Source organism: Litoreibacter sp. GN1-5 (genome assembly GCF_055693805.1).
Genome location: NZ_JBVFUP010000001.1, coordinates 2,864,482 through 2,879,319, shown reverse-complemented (window position 1 = coordinate 2,879,319; position 14,838 = coordinate 2,864,482). Strand labels below are relative to the sequence as shown.

The following is a 14,838-nucleotide window of genomic DNA, read 5'->3' as shown; positions in this document are numbered from 1 at the left end:
CTTCTTAACCAATCGGGCGTATATCCCGCCTCGGACGTCCAAACGGTGAGAGACCCTCACCATCCCAAGCAGAGATCCGGTTCTCAAGACAGCCCCCGAGCCACCAGCTCATATCGGGCCGAGGAACCACCTGATCATCTTGCGCAAAACACCGGCTTAAAGACCCGGTTTCAGGTATGGGGGCAACCCCATGGGGATCGCATATTCGGCGGGCCCGCCTATCTTGGTTGAGGATGGGGCAAGATGCCCCGGCAGCCTATATCCAGTATGAGATGTAACGCCCTTCCCCCAACGCCAAGCGGTTGGCGGGGCGGTTTGGCGTGTGCGCAATGATGACGCGCGCTTCCCAGCAAGGCCTCTACAACGATACCCATTCCGCGTTCTTGCGCGAGGATGCCACGCAGGCCTCGATGAATTTCATCCCGGCAAGCCCGTCTGACACAGTTGGGAACAAAACATCCTCGGGAATTTTCCCGCTCTTCTGTCGCATTGCATGAATGGTACACGCAGCCTCGGTGTAGATGTTGGCAAAGCCTTCCAGATAACCCTCGGGATGGCCGGGCGGTATGCGGGTCAGCGGTGTCGGCGTCGCCCCAGCCCCGGCCCGTGTGATCAGCTGACGCGGCGCACCCAGGGGTGTGAACCATAGCTGATTGGGATTTTCCTGCTGCCATTCCATCCCACCTTTGGTGCCATAGATGCGCAGTTTCAGCCCATTCTCGTGACCCGTTGCGACCTGACTGGCCCACAACATACCTTTTGCAGCGGGCGCACCGCCCTTGGCGCGGAACCGCAGCATAACCTGTACATTGTCATCCAGCTGACGGCCCGGCACGAACGTATCCAGATCGGCGCTCAGGCTGTCCACCTCCAGCCCTGAGACGAAACACGCAAGGTTATAGGCATGGGTGCCAATATCACCAACGCATCCACCCGCCCCGGATCGCGCCGGATCAGTGCGCCAGACCGCCTGTTTCTGACCAGTTTGCTCCACCGGTTCGGCCAGCCAGTCCTGCGGATATTCGACCTGCACCAACCTGATATCGCCCAGCCTGTCCTGTTCAACCATCTCACGGGCCTGACGGATCAAGGGATAGCCTGTGTAGTTATGGGTCAGCACAAACAGCTTGCCGCTTTGTTCAACCAGTTCTGCCAATGCCACCGCATCCGCATAGGTCGAGGTCAGAGGCTTGTCACAGATCACATGGATACCCGCCTCAAGAAACGCCTTGGCAACCGGATAATGCATGTGATTGGGAGTGACGATCGACACCGCTTCGATCCCATCGGGCAAAGCGGCCTCGGCTTTTGCCATCTCTTCAAACGCGCCGTAAGACCGCGCCAATCCCAGCTCTTTGGCAGATGCCTCAGCGCGATCAGGGTCAGAGGACAACGCGCCTGCAACCAGATCATAATGCCCGTCCAGACGTGCTGCGATCCGATGGACCGCGCCGATGAATGCACCTTGTCCGCCGCCGACCATGCCAAGGCGGATTGGGCTTTGCCCGCTCATCAGTCGATCCCCATCATTGCGCGCAATTGTCCGCGGTCAGTTTCACCCCCCGCGAAATCATCAAAAGCCTTTTCCGTGACGCGAATGATGTGATCGGTGATAAACGGCGCGCCCTCAGCCGCGCCATCCTCGGGATGCTTCAGGCAGCATTCCCATTCCAGAACAGCCCAGCTGTCATAGCCATATTGCGCCAGTTTCGAGAATATCCCAGCGAAATCCACATGCCCGTCCCCCAGCGACCGGAACCGACCGGCCCGGTTGATCCAAGGCTGATAGCCGGAATAGACACCTTGCCGCCCGTCGGGGTTGAACTCTGCATCTTTCGCATGAAAGGCCGTGATCCGTTCATGATATATGTCGATGAAAGCCAGATAATCCAGGTGTTGCAGCAGAAAATGCGACGGGTCGTAATTGATGGTGCAGCGCTTGTGGCCATTCAGCTTATCAAGAAACATCTCGAATGTCGCACCGTCAAAAACATCCTCGCCGGGGTGAATTTCATAAGCAACATAAACGCCTTGATCCTCATAGACATCCAGGATCGGCGCCCAGCGCCGCGCAAGCTCGCTGAAGGCTTCGTCAATCAACCCTTCGGGCCGCTGCGGCCACGGGTAGAGATAGGGAAAGGCCAGCGCACCCGGAAAGGACACGCTGACATCAAGCCCCAGATTGCGCGACGCTTTGGCGGCCAACAGCATCTGGTTGACCGCCCATTTCTGCCGCGCCTGCGGGTTGCCATGAACCGAGTCCGGCGCAAACCCATCAAACTGGCTGTCATAGGCAGGGTGCACAGCAACAAGCTGGCCCTGAAGATGTGTGGACAGCTCGGTGATCTGCACGCCCGTCTCAGCGCAGATGCCCTGAACCTCGTCGCAATAGGTTTTCGAACTCGCGGCTTTCTCAAGATCGAACAGGCGCGCGTCCCATGTGGGGATCTGCACGCCTTTATAGCCCAGATCCGCGGCCCATTTGGTAATTGCAGGCAAGGAATTGAACGGCGCGTCATCCCCTGCGAACTGTGCCAGAAAAATCCCCGGTCCTTTCATCGTGGCAGCCATGCTCATCCCCTTTCGGTCATTTTCGTGCGGGCAGTCATTTGCGTGCTGGTCCTTCGCGTTCGGCAGAGGCCGCCCAAAGGTTGATGTCAGCGTCCTGTGCGTATTTATCGATCTCGGCCAATTCAGCATCGGTGAAGCTCAGATTGGCAGTGGCCTTGGCACAATCGACCACCTGTTCCGGCCTGCTGGCCCCGATCAGTGCCGTGGTCACACGCTCGCCCCGCAAAGCCCAAGCCAACGCCATCTGCGCCAGCGTTTGCCCGCGGGCCTTTGCGATCTGGTTCAACGCCTTGATGTTATCAAGCGTGTCTGAGGTCAAAAAACCTGGCTGTAGCGATTTATCCTGTGCAGCGCGGCTGCTATCCGGCATGCCGCCGAGGTATTTATCCGTCAGCATACCTTGGGCCAAAGGCGAAAACACGATGGAGCCGACGCCAAGATCATCAAGCGTGTCCAGAAGCCCGTCTTCCTCGATCCAGCGGTTGATCATCGAATAGCTGGGCTGATGGATCAGGCAGGGCGTGCCAAGGTCGTTCAGAATTGCCACGGCCTCGCGCGTGCGCTGCGAATTATACGATGAAATCCCCGCATAAAGCGCCTTGCCGGACCGCACGATCTGATCAAGCGCGCCCATGGTTTCCTCAAGCGGCGTGTCCGGGTCAAAGCGATGCGAATAAAAGATATCGACATAGTCCAGCCCCATGCGTTTGAGGCTTTGATCACAGCTTGAAATCAGGTATTTGCGGCTGCCCCATTCCCCATAAGGCCCCGGCCACATGCCATATCCGGCCTTCGAGCTGATGATCAGCTCATCCCGGAACCCGGCAAAATCGGTACGCAGGATTTCACCAAATGCTTCTTCTGCCGATCCGGGGGGCGGGCCGTAATTATTGGCAAGGTCGAAATGGGTGATCCCCAGATCGAAGGCCTGCCGACAGATTGCACGTTTGATGTCATGGGGCGTGTCACCCCCGAAATTGTGCCAAAGCCCCAGCGAGATTGCAGGCAATTGCAGCCCGGACCGCCCGCAACGGCGATACGGCATCTGGTCATAACGGGTATCAGATGGGGTCCACATGGTCAGTTCCTCACAAGCATGAATTGCGCTTCGTCAATGCTCAGCGCGGCAGGGCGATCACAGGACGTCGCCAAAGCCACAGGTTGTCCGGTTTCGCCAGACTTCAGGATCGAGGTCATCACGTCCACCACATGCAGCGCAAAGTCGAGCCCACATCGATGGGGCCTGTCCGTCAGAATGGCGGTCGCCATATCCGCCAACCCGGCAGTCCGGTAATTGGCCATCATGCCATTGTTGTGCTGCTGGTTCGGTATACCAAGCGGATGTGCGTAAGGCTCGATCTCAACGGCGTCCTTGCCTGCAGTCATCCGCAAATCACCGCCAAAGAAGTTTGGGTCGGGCATGAACAGGGTGCCGGTCTCGCCATAAAGCTCCATATTGCCGTGGTCATGGCTCCAGACATCCCAGCTTGTGCCAAGGGTTATGACAGCACCGCTTTCGAACTCCAGAAGTGCGTGGATCGTCGTGGGTGTTTCGACTGTGATCGTCTCGCCCTTGCGCGCCGCAGAGCCGATGGTGCGGGACTTGGACGGCGTCGACGACATCGCCACAACACGCGCAACCGGGCCGATAAGCTGCACCAGATTGGTGATGTAGTATGGCCCGATATCCAGCACCGGGCCTGCACCGGGTTTAAAGAAGAAGTCAGGGTTCGGGTGCCAGTCTTCCATCCCGTGGCCCATCACATGGGCCGTGCCGCTGGTAATCTTGCCAACAGCGCCGGTGTCGATCAGATGGCGGGCATGTTGATGCGCGCCGCCCAGAAACGTATCAGGCGCAGACCCCACGCGCACGTCTTTGGCCTTGGCGCGCTGTTTCAGATCCTGCCCTTCTTCCAGGGACAAAACGAAAGGCTTTTCCGAGTACACATGCTTGCCCGCTTCCATGACCGATTTGGACACTTCGTAATGCGCGGCCGGGATCGTCAGGTTTACGATGATATCAATGTCATCCGCAGCCAGTAAGCCTTCCACCGTATCGGCGCGCAGATCAAACACCTCTGCACGGGCTTTTGCAGCATCGGGGTCCATATCAGCACAGGCGATGACCTTGATGCTGTTGAACAGCGCCGACAGCTCCATATACGCGGCAGAGATATTGCCGCAGCCGATGATACCGACATTCAGCGATTTGGTCATGCCAACCCCCTGACAGTCTCGATAGACCGTTGGGCAAACCGGGCATGATCGTTTGGTTTGTCATGCTCCATAATGAAGTAGGTTGCGGGTGTGGCGCGCAAGGCGGTCATCAGACCTGCCCAATCCATAGTGCCGTGGCCAACATCGGCCCAGCCGTCCTCATCTGCGCATGTCCCGTTGGCGGCGATGTCCTTGACGTGAACCGCGCTGATCCGGTGGCCATGACGCGCGATCCAATCCATTAGGTCGCCCCCGCGCACAATCCAGGCGATGTCGGCTTCCCAGGACAGGTCCGGCCCGCCCTTGAACATCTCCTCCATCGGGATCGATCCATCGGCCTGCGGGATGAACTCGAAATCATGGTTATGCCAGCCATAGATCAACCCGGCGTCCCGAATAGCAGCGCCCGCCTTTTGCACGCGTTCCCCGAAAGCACGCCAACCCGCAGCGTCAACAGGGCGTTGATCCGCGGCAATATGCGGACAATAGGCGGCTTTCATCCCGACAGATTTGGCAAGGGCAACTGCCGCGTCCGGATCGTTTTCCAGCATATCCAGACTGATATGCCCGGTGGTCATGGCCAGCCCCGCATCTTTCAGCGCACCCGCAAGGCTGTCATCATAGACGCCGCCGAAACCTTCGACCTGCGTGTAGCCAAGCCCCGCCACCATGCGCAACGTGTCAGAAAGCGGTGGATATTCACGCGAAGAATAGAGCTGGTAGGAAAAATCGGTCATCAAAAACTCCGGGTAAGGTTTAAAGGCGTAATTCGGTGTCAGTGTCAAAAACAGAGGCCATGGCTGGGTCAAATCCGATCAGCACCTCCTGCCCGGCTTGCAAGCCAGTTTGTCCGTCAACGCGGAAGCGGAAATCCTGAGTGCCAAACTTGCTCCAGACCTGCGTGTCAGAGCCCATAGGCTCGATCACATCGATATGCGCGGTCATGGTGAACGGCATCGCAGCTGCGCTGTCACCATGGTGAATATGCTCGGGACGGATACCGATGGACGCCTTGCGCGTGCCGGGCGGCGCTGCAAAATCGTAGCGGTCCATGGGTATGGCGATGCCTTCGGTCACAAACGCCTTTGCGTCCGTCATCTCACCCTCCAGAAAATTGATGCTGGGAGAGCCGACAAAACCGGCGACATATTTATTGACAGGCTTGTTGTAGATCGTGTGCGGGTCGGACAATTGCTGAATGGCTCCGCCCTTCATGATTGCGATACGGTCGGCCAGTGTCAGAGCCTCGATCTGGTCATGGGTCACATAGATCATCGTGTTGTTTTCCAGCCTCTGGTGCAGGCGCTTGATCTCGACACGTAGTTCTGCACGCAACTTGGCATCAAGGTTGGACAGGGGTTCGTCAAACAGGAATACATCCACATCGCGCACCAAGGCCCGCCCAATGGCAACCCGTTGGCGTTGCCCGCCCGACAGTTGCGCGGGTTTGCGCTTAAGCAAGGGCTCGATATGCAAAATTTCCGCTGCGCGCTTGATCCGTTGCGCGATTTCATCACGCGGCATACGGGAATTTTTCAACCCAAAGGACAGGTTCCCCTCGACCGTCATTTGCGGGTAGAGCGCATAGGATTGGAACACCATGCCAATATCGCGGTCTTTCGGTTCCAGCCATGTGACGTTCTTATTATTGATAAATATCTGCCCGGCAGTCACATCCAAAAGCCCTGCGATGCAGTTGAGCAAGGTAGATTTTCCGCAGCCCGAAGACCCCAGCAGCACCAGAAATTCGCCCTCTTCAATCTCGATATTCAGGTTCTGAAGCACTTTGATTGCCCCGAAGCTCAAATCCAGATTTCTGACAGATACGCTTGCCATGTTCAGCCTTTCACCGCACCGGCTGCAATGCCGCGTACAAACAGTTTGCCAGAGATGAAGTAGACCGTCAGTGGCACCAACCCGGTCAGGATCGTGGCGGCCATATTGACGTTATATTCCTTCACCGCTGTGGTCGTGTTGACGATGTTGTTCAATTGAACCGTCATCGGATAGCTGTCCGGCTTCGTGTAGATCACACCGAACAGAAAATCGTTCCAGATGCCCGTCACCTGCAAGATCATCGCCACCACAAAAATCGGCAAGGACATGGGCAGCATGATTTTCAGATAGATGCCCCAGAACCCCGCCCCATCAATCCGCGCGGCCTTGAACAGCTCTTCTGGGATCGAGGTGAAGTAGTTGCGAAACAACAGGGTCAGGATTGGCATTCCGAAAATCGTATGCACCAGAACCAGCCCCCAGAGAGAGCCATAAAGACCGATCTCACGCAGGATTATGACCAGCGGGTAAATCATGACCTGATAGGGAATAAAGGCACCGAATATCAGGATAGTGAAGAAGACATTCGCCCCTTTGAATCGCCAGTTTGCCAGCGCATAGCCATTGACCGAGGCAATCAGGATCGACAATGTGACCGACGGCACCGTGATCCAGACAGAGTTCCAGAACCCCCGGCTTAGTCCATCGCAATTCAGACCCGTACAGGCGGATGACCATGCCCTGACCCATGGCTCAAACGTAATCTCTACGGGTGGGGAAAAGATATTGCCAAGCCGTATCTCGGGCATGCCTTTAAGAGAGGTTACAATCATCACATAAAGCGGCAGCGCATAGTAGACGGCAATGACGATCAGCGTGCCGTAAAGAAAGATATTACGCCGTGACAGGCGCTTTTGGGGCCGCGGACCGGCGGGTTCGATCAGCGCAGCCTCAGCCATGTTTCCGCTTTCCAAATTCAAGATAGGCCCATGGGATCAGCACAATCAGGACGCTCAGCAACATCATCGTGGACCCGGCAAAGCCTTGCGCAAGGTTCTGTTTGAAGAACATTGCATCGTAGACATATTTCGCAGGCACCTCAGAGGCGAAGCCCGGTCCGCCTCTGGTCTGGGCCACGACCAGATCATAAACCCGCACGATACCGGCGGCGATAATGACCAATGTGGTAATAAAGACGGGCCGCATCATCGGGATGACAATGAACAGATAGGTTTTCCACATCGGGATGCCATCCACGCGCGCGGCTTTCCAGATATCCTCGTCAATGCCGCGCAACCCAGCCAGCATAAGGCACATGATCAGGCCAGTGCCTTGCCACAGCCCGGCAATCAGAATGCCGTAGATGACAATCTGCGGATTATACAGCGGGTCAAAGGTAAAGCTCTCAAACCCCAAGGACCGCACGACATGCTGGATGCCTAAATCAGGGTTCAGGATCCACTGCCAAACCAGCCCGGTAACAATGAAGGACAGCGCAAACGGATAGAGAAAGATGGTTCGGAACACGTTCTCAAACCGGATTTTCTGATCCAGAAGGGCCGCGAGCATGAACCCGATGACAAGTGAAAAGATCAGCGACAGGACACCGTAGATGGCGATATTCTCGATCGAGACAAGCCAGCGTCTGGTGGACCAGAGCCGTTCATACTGATCAAAGCCGACAAAATTCAGCTTCGGCAGCAATCTTGAACTGGTGAAGGAATACACCACCGTCCAGACCGTGCCGCCCAAAAACACGCAAAGCGCCGTCGCAATCATCGGAATTGCAGCGATCTTTGCGCTTAGGTTGCGAAATAACTGATTTGGTCGTGCGTCAGACATGTGCTTCTGCAGTGAAATGGTTTGGCGGCGGGCCTAGGAGGAGACAGGCCCGCCAGTTTGCTCAATCAGCGTTTTCGATGATTGATGCGTAGCTTTCCTGTACATCGGCAGGACTCATGCCCGGATCGTTCCAGAACTCAACGATCAGATCTTCCATCTGGCCTTGCGTATCAGCCGAGAACACCTGATCCCCGCTGGGAATGGAGTTGCCGCCTGCCAGAATTTCCAAACCCTTCTTCATGCAATCATTCGCAGCGCTCAGATCAATATCACCGCGGATCGGCAGTGAGCCTTTCTTGAGGTTGAAAGCCACTTGCGTTTCAGGGGCCACCATGACCTTGGCCAGTTCCAGCTGCGCGGCTGTCTTTTCCGGGTCATCCAGTTTTGGGAAATAAAACGCATCGCCATTTGTCTGGATCGTCTGATTGACGCCAAGACCCGGCAGGCAGGAATAATCTTCACCCGCGACCTGCTCTGCGATCTGGAATTCACCTTGCGCCCAATCGCCCATGATCTGGCCACCCGCTGTTCCCTGGATCACCATATTGGTGGCAAGGTTCCAGTCCTGAATATTGGCCCCTTCGGCCAGTTCGCGGGCCAGGCTCAGCTGTTCAAACACTTTCGTCATCTCAGGGCTGCGCGCGGCTTCGGCGTCTTTTTCGACATTGACCTTGGTGAACAGCTCAGTTCCGCCAACGGCGACCATCATGACGCCAAACATGCCATTGATCTGCCATGCCTGATTGCCAACGGCCAGCGGCACAATACCTTTTTCTTTCAGCGCAGGGGCGCTTGCGACGAATTCATCCCAGTTGGTTGGCACCGGCACGCCTGCATCGGCATAAGCCTTGTGGCTCAGCCAAATCCATTGCCACGAATGAATATTGACCGGCACGCAATATATCTTGCCATCCAGCGTGCAGCTTTCCAAAAGGCTTGCGGGTTTGATGATATCTTTCCAGCCTTCGGCCTCGGCCACCTCGGTCAAATCCTGCATCAGGCCAGCCTCGACCAGTTCTTCAGCTTGCCGCCCGTGGTTGAACTGCGTAGCGCCCATCGGATCACCTCCGGTAATCCGGCTGATCATGATCGGACGCGCCGTGCTGCCGCCGCCGGCAATCGCGCCATCGACCCATGAATTGCCGGTGGCATCAAACGCCTTGGCAAATTCCGCCACGGCCTGCGCTTCACCGCCAGATGTCCACCAATGGGTGACTTCCAGTTCGGTGGCATGGACTGCACCAGCGGCAGCAATAGCAGTGCTGCATGCAAAAAGTGTCTTGAACAGTTTCATATGATTTATCCTCCCAAAGATGTTCCCGAGCCTGATCCGACCTGCGCATCGGCCCCTGAAATAAGTCTTCAGCCTCCCAGCTGATGTAATCGATTACACCAAATTTTGCAGATAAGGTGTTTGTTCTTGTAATCGATTACATATAGGGTGCGATTTGCGCCGTCTTGAGTCAAGTATTTTCAGGATGGGCTGAATTGCAGGTGGATTATGGCTCAGGATACGGCCCCGAAAATCAAGGATGTCGCCCGCATTGCCGGGGTCTCTACGGCGACTGTCAGCCGCGCGCTGAGCAAACCTGAAACCGTTGCAAAGGAAACACGCGAAGCCGTTTTGGAGGCCGCCAGGAAGACCGGCTACCGAATCAATCTGGCTGCGCGCAACCTGCGCAGCAACCGCACGGGCGCTATTGTTGTGCTGGTGCCAAATCTGGGCAATCCGTTCTTTTCACAGATCCTTGCCGGGATCGAGCAAACTCTGGCCCGCAACGGGCTCAGCGTGCTGATGGTGGACACGAAACACTCACAGGCAAGGCCAGAGCTTGTGTTCGAATATCTTCATCACAGCCGGGCAGATGGCATCATCTGTCTGGATGGCTCTATCGCCATGACGCAGCTTGAAAACAGTCGCGTCAGGCTGCCCATCGTGTTTGCCTGCGAATGGCACGAAACGGACAGTTACCCTTCGATCCGAATAGACAATGCGCATAGCGCGCGGCTTGCGATCCGGCATCTGATAGAATTCGGCCATCGTGACATAGGATATATCGATGGGCCCGCCGGGAATGTCTTGTCCAGCACACGCGGGGCGGGCGTTCTGCAAGAGCTGAAAGCGCAGGATATCGACATCGTGCAAGACTGGTTTTTTGAAGGAGACTTCACACTGAATGCAGGTGTTGCGGCCGCGCAGAAATGGCTGGCTTTGCAGACCCGGCCCACGGCTTTGTTTTGCGCAAATGACGAAACCGCCTTTGGCGTGATTTCAGAACTCCACCGCAACGGTGTCAGTGTGCCAGACGATGTATCTGTGATCGGATTTGATGATATCGACTTTGCGCAATGCTTCATCCCGCCGTTGACGACAATTCACCAACCGCGAGAAGCGCTTGGCATCGCCGCCGCGGATTTGTTGATCAAGCGGATTGATCAGAATGCAGACAATGCAAATATTGTGCAAAACAGCCTGCCGACAGAGCTGATCATTCGTGGCAGCACCCGCCGGATTGCATCGCGGTGACAGGATGTGCATGCGCCGCCTTGTGAAGACATACCCCCACAAAGCGGCGCCCTGTTGATCAGGCGACGTCGAACTGCAACGCTTTAACCTGTTGGAACAGACCAGTTTCACTGAGTTTGTTCAGAACAGCCTGTGGCACGGCTTCATCCACATAAAGCAGCGCGATTGCATCCTGACCTGCCGCCGCACGACCAAGGGTAAAGTTCGCGATATTGACGCTATTCTCGCCCATCGTCTGGCCCAACGTCCCGATGATACCGGGCACATCGTTATTTGTCGTATAGACCATATTTGCACCGATCTCGGCATCGATATTGATACCTTTGATCTGGATGAAACGTGGTTTTCCGTCGGAAAACACTGTGCCCGCGATGGAGCGTTCCCGTTTATCGGTGATGGCCTTGATCTTGATATAGCCGTCGAACACCCCGGACTTGTCCTGCGTCGTCGTACTGATCTTGATGCCGCGCTCTTTGGCGATCACGGGGGCAGATACCATGTTCACATCGGGGTTCGCAGCTTTCATGATACCTGCGATGCCTGCACAGTTCAGGGCCTCAAGGTTCATGCGGCTGACGGTGCCGTTATAGGTGATCTGGATTTCCTTTACCGGCTCGTCCGTCATCTGACCGATGAAAGCGCCAAGATGTTCAGACAGCTTGACCCACGGTCCCATCACGGCTGCTTCCTCGGCAGTAACCGATGGCATGTTCAGTGCGTTTGAAACGGCACCTGTCAATAGATAGTCCGACATTTGTTCGGCCACTTGCAGAGCGACGTTTTCCTGCGCCTCGGTCGTGGCGGCCCCAAGGTGGGGGGTGACGACAACATTGGGCAGGTTGAACAACGGGCTGTCGGTGGCAGGCTCGACCGCGAAGACATCAAAGGCGGCCCCCGCAACGCGACCGTCTTTCAACGCGTCTGCCAGTGCATCTTCATCCACCAGACCACCCCGCGCGCAGTTGACGATGCGCACACCCGGTTTCAGCTTGGCGATGTTTTCTTTTGACAGGATGTTCTTGGTCTTGTCGGTCAACGGGACGTGGAAAGTGATGAAATCGGATTTTTCAAGCAGCTCATCCAGCTCAACCTTGCGTACGCCCATTTTGGAGGCACGGTCTTCCGACAGGAAAGGATCGTAAGCAATGACCTTCATCTTGAGGCCATGCGCGCGATCACACACGATAGAGCCGATATTCCCCGCGCCTATAACGCCAAGGGTTTTGGCTGTCAGCTCAACCCCCATGAAACGGGATTTTTCCCATTTTCCTGCATGGGTGGAGCTGTTGGCCTCGGGTATTTGACGGGCGACGGCCATCATCAGGGAAATAGCATGTTCAGCCGTGGTAATCGAGTTGCCGAAAGGGGTGTTCATCACGATGATCCCTTTCTTGGAGGCCACTGGAATATCGACATTGTCCACACCAATACCAGCACGGCCGATGACTTTGAGCTTGCTGGCGGCGTTGATCAGCTTCTCGGTGGCTTTCGTGGCGGACCGGATAGCGAGGCCATCATATTGGTCGATCACCGAGAGCAGTTTTTCCTTGTCCTTGCCAAGATCGGGTTGGAAATCCACATCGATGCCACGGTCACGGAAAATCTGGACGGCAGTTTCAGACAGTTTGTCAGAGACGAGAACTTTGGGGGCCATGATAAGGCTCCTTCATATATGAAATACGGATATGATTGATTAAGCGGCTTGAAATTGGGCGGCGATTTCGACCTCGAACGCCCAAGCGAGCCAGGGCAGCATGGCGTCGATATCGGCGGTCTCAACCGTGCCGCCGCACCAGATGCGCAGGCCTGGAGGTGCATCGCGATAGGCGCCGATGTCATAGGCTATGCCTTCGGCCTCCAACCGTTTGGCAATGGCTTTGGCAAAGGCCGCGCCATCTGTGATCCGCGTGTCGGTAAATTTCAGACAGACGGAGGTGTTTGAGCGTGTCGCAGGATTTTCGGCCAGGAAATCGATCCAGTCGTGAGTGTCTACAAACCGGGTGATGGCCGCTGTATTGGCATCGGCACGGGCGATCAGGCCTTGCAGCCCGCCCACGGATTTTGCCCAGTCAAGCGCAAACAGATAATCCTCAACCGCCAACATCGATGGCGTGTTGATCGTAGCACCTTCAAAAATACCTTCGATCAGCTTGCCACCTTTGGTCAGGCGAAAAATTTTCGGCAGCGGCCACGGGGGCGTGTAACTTTCCAGCCGTTCGACCGCGCGGGGCGACAGGATCAGCATGCCATGCGCCGCTTCGCCACCCAGCACTTTTTGCCAGCTGAACGTGGTTACATCCAGACGGTCCCAGGGCAGGTCCATAGCGAAAGCGGCCGAAGTTGCATCGCACAATGTCAGGCCAGCACGATCTGCGGGAATGGCGTCGCCATTCGGGATACGCACACCAGAGGTCGTGCCGTTCCACGTAAAGCAAACATCCTTGTCAAAACCGACTGTCGCAAAATCGACGATCTGGCCATAGTCAGCAGTTTTGACCTCGGCCTCGATTTTCAGCTGTTTGACCACATCCGTGACCCAACCCGCACCGAAGCTTTCCCACGCCAACATTTCCACAGGGCGTTCGCCAAGCAGGTTCCACATGGCCATTTCATAGGCACCCGTATCCGAGGCCGGGACGATGCCGATCCGGTAATCGGCAGGCACGCCAAGAATCTCGCGCGTCGTCTCGATCGCGGCTTTCAGCTTTGCTTTACCAATGGCAGCGCGATGCGACCGACCCAGCGGGGCGTCGGTGAGCTTATTAACAGTGAAGGTGGGGGGTTTGGCGCAAGGGCCAGACGAAAAACGCGGATTAGCCGGCCGCGTGGCCGGTTGTGTCGTGGTCATAATGTGTATCCTCACAGATATATGCCCTTCGTTGGGGAAGGGTGTCCCACGGACCGGGATACGGGCGCGGGCGGGGTTTCACAAGCCGAAAAACGTCGCTATAGCGCCGCTTGAGCACATGTTTGCGACCATTTGATCCACGATAGGAAACCTCTGTATGTATATCGCGACACTTCTGACCGCGCCTGCCACGCCAGCGCTGGAGCCTGCCCTGGTCGAGTCGTTGCGCAATGCTTGGGGCGGTGGCGATGCCGTTTGGCTGATGCCCGATGTCGCGGCAGAGTTCGCCTTGACGGCTGAACCGGACAACCTGTGGGATGTATGGCGCGATTTGCAGGGCATGGGCATTGATCTGGTGCTGCAACCCGCCGAAGGACGGCGCAAGAAGATGCTGCTGGCCGATATGGACAGCACGATGATCCAGCAGGAATGCATTGATGAGCTGGCCGATGCGGCAGGCGTAGGCGCGCATGTTGCGCAGATTACGGCCCGGGCCATGAATGGCGAGATCGGGTTCGAAGGCGCTTTGCGCGAACGGGTCGGGCTGCTGAAAGGGTTGGATTTCGCTGTAATAGACACTGTTTTGCGGGATCGGATCACGCATATGCCCGGCGGGCAGATATTGGTCGCCACAATGAAGGCGCATGGGGCCTATGCGGCGCTGGTCTCGGGCGGATTTACGTCTTTCACCGAAGCGGTTGCAGCGACGCTGGGCTTTGACGAAAACCGCGCGAACCGCTTTGTGGTTGAGGATGGTAAGCTGACAGGCCAAGTCGAGCAGCCCATTCTGGGGCGTGAAGCCAAGGTCGAGGCGCTGGAACAGATCACCGCGCGGCTGGGCATTGCCGAGGCCGATGTTCTGGCCGTGGGGGACGGGGCCAACGATCTGGGTATGTTGACCCGCGCGGGGACCGGCGTTGCGTTACACGCCAAACCAGCGGTGCAGGAACAGGTGCAGGTGCGGGTCAACCATGGCGATCTGACGGCGCTTTTGTTCCTACAGGGATATAGCGCCGACGCGTTTGCGCCCTGAACGCATTTTCACGGTTGCACCTGC

13 protein-coding genes are annotated in these 14,838 nt (G+C 56.5%); 2 read left to right on the top strand and 11 right to left on the bottom strand.

Going from position 1 to position 14,838, the window contains the following annotated elements:
• Positions 1–358 precede the first annotated feature (358 nt).
• The 9 genes from ACZ1HF_RS14350 to ACZ1HF_RS14310 form a co-directional block, all read right to left on the bottom strand.
• Entirely contained in the window at positions 359–1,513 is a 1,155-nt protein-coding gene (locus ACZ1HF_RS14350) for a Gfo/Idh/MocA family protein (RefSeq protein WP_472658150.1), read from the bottom strand.
• Positions 1,513–2,571 (bottom strand): sugar phosphate isomerase/epimerase family protein, encoded by a 1,059-nt coding sequence (locus tag ACZ1HF_RS14345; protein ID WP_472658149.1) that lies wholly within the window; start codon positions 2,569–2,571, stop codon positions 1,513–1,515. Before ACZ1HF_RS14345 ends, ACZ1HF_RS14350 begins: the two co-directional genes overlap by 1 nt.
• A 34-nt stretch (positions 2,572–2,605) precedes the next feature.
• Positions 2,606–3,649, bottom strand: a complete 1,044-nt coding sequence (gene mgrA / locus ACZ1HF_RS14340; protein WP_472658148.1) for an L-glyceraldehyde 3-phosphate reductase — start codon at positions 3,647–3,649, stop codon at positions 2,606–2,608.
• A 2-nt stretch (positions 3,650–3,651) separates the two neighbouring features.
• Positions 3,652–4,788: a Gfo/Idh/MocA family protein gene (locus ACZ1HF_RS14335; protein ID WP_472658147.1), complete on the bottom strand. Its 1,137-nt coding sequence runs from the start codon at positions 4,786–4,788 to the stop codon at positions 3,652–3,654.
• Positions 4,785–5,525: a sugar phosphate isomerase/epimerase family protein gene (locus tag ACZ1HF_RS14330; RefSeq protein ID WP_472658146.1), complete on the bottom strand. Its 741-nt coding sequence runs from the start codon at positions 5,523–5,525 to the stop codon at positions 4,785–4,787. The genes ACZ1HF_RS14335 and ACZ1HF_RS14330 overlap by 4 nt, the downstream gene beginning before the upstream one ends.
• A 19-nt stretch (positions 5,526–5,544) precedes the next feature.
• Positions 5,545–6,624: an ABC transporter ATP-binding protein gene (locus ACZ1HF_RS14325; protein ID WP_472658145.1), complete on the bottom strand. Its 1,080-nt coding sequence runs from the start codon at positions 6,622–6,624 to the stop codon at positions 5,545–5,547.
• A 2-nt stretch (positions 6,625–6,626) separates the two neighbouring features.
• Positions 6,627–7,523, bottom strand: coding sequence for a carbohydrate ABC transporter permease (locus tag ACZ1HF_RS14320; protein WP_472658144.1), 897 nt, complete (start codon positions 7,521–7,523; stop codon positions 6,627–6,629).
• A complete protein-coding gene (locus ACZ1HF_RS14315) occupies positions 7,516–8,406 on the bottom strand; it encodes a carbohydrate ABC transporter permease (protein WP_472658143.1) in 891 nt (296 codons plus the stop codon). The genes ACZ1HF_RS14320 and ACZ1HF_RS14315 overlap by 8 nt, the downstream gene beginning before the upstream one ends.
• 61 nt (positions 8,407–8,467) lie before the next feature.
• Complete coding sequence (locus ACZ1HF_RS14310) at positions 8,468–9,700, bottom strand: ABC transporter substrate-binding protein (protein WP_472658142.1); 1,233 nt, start codon at positions 9,698–9,700, stop codon at positions 8,468–8,470.
• 207 nt (positions 9,701–9,907) lie between these two features.
• Between ACZ1HF_RS14310 and ACZ1HF_RS14305 the strand changes: the two genes are divergently transcribed.
• Entirely contained in the window at positions 9,908–10,933 is a 1,026-nt protein-coding gene (locus ACZ1HF_RS14305) for a LacI family DNA-binding transcriptional regulator (RefSeq protein ID WP_472658141.1), read from the top strand.
• 58 nt (positions 10,934–10,991) lie between these two features.
• Here the strand turns inward: ACZ1HF_RS14305 and serA are convergent, their stop codons facing one another.
• Complete coding sequence (gene serA / locus ACZ1HF_RS14300) at positions 10,992–12,587, bottom strand: phosphoglycerate dehydrogenase (RefSeq protein ID WP_472658140.1); 1,596 nt, start codon at positions 12,585–12,587, stop codon at positions 10,992–10,994.
• Positions 12,588–12,626: 39 nt separating this feature from the next.
• The gene (locus tag ACZ1HF_RS14295; RefSeq protein ID WP_472658139.1) at positions 12,627–13,781 is read right to left on the bottom strand and encodes a phosphoserine transaminase; all 1,155 of its coding nucleotides are present in this window, start codon (positions 13,779–13,781) and stop codon (positions 12,627–12,629) included.
• Positions 13,782–13,938: 157 nt separating this feature from the next.
• Here ACZ1HF_RS14295 and serB point away from each other — a divergent pair, with 157 nt between their 5' ends.
• Entirely contained in the window at positions 13,939–14,814 is an 876-nt protein-coding gene (gene serB, locus ACZ1HF_RS14290) for a phosphoserine phosphatase SerB (protein ID WP_472658138.1), read from the top strand.
• Positions 14,815–14,838: the final 24 nt, after the last annotated feature.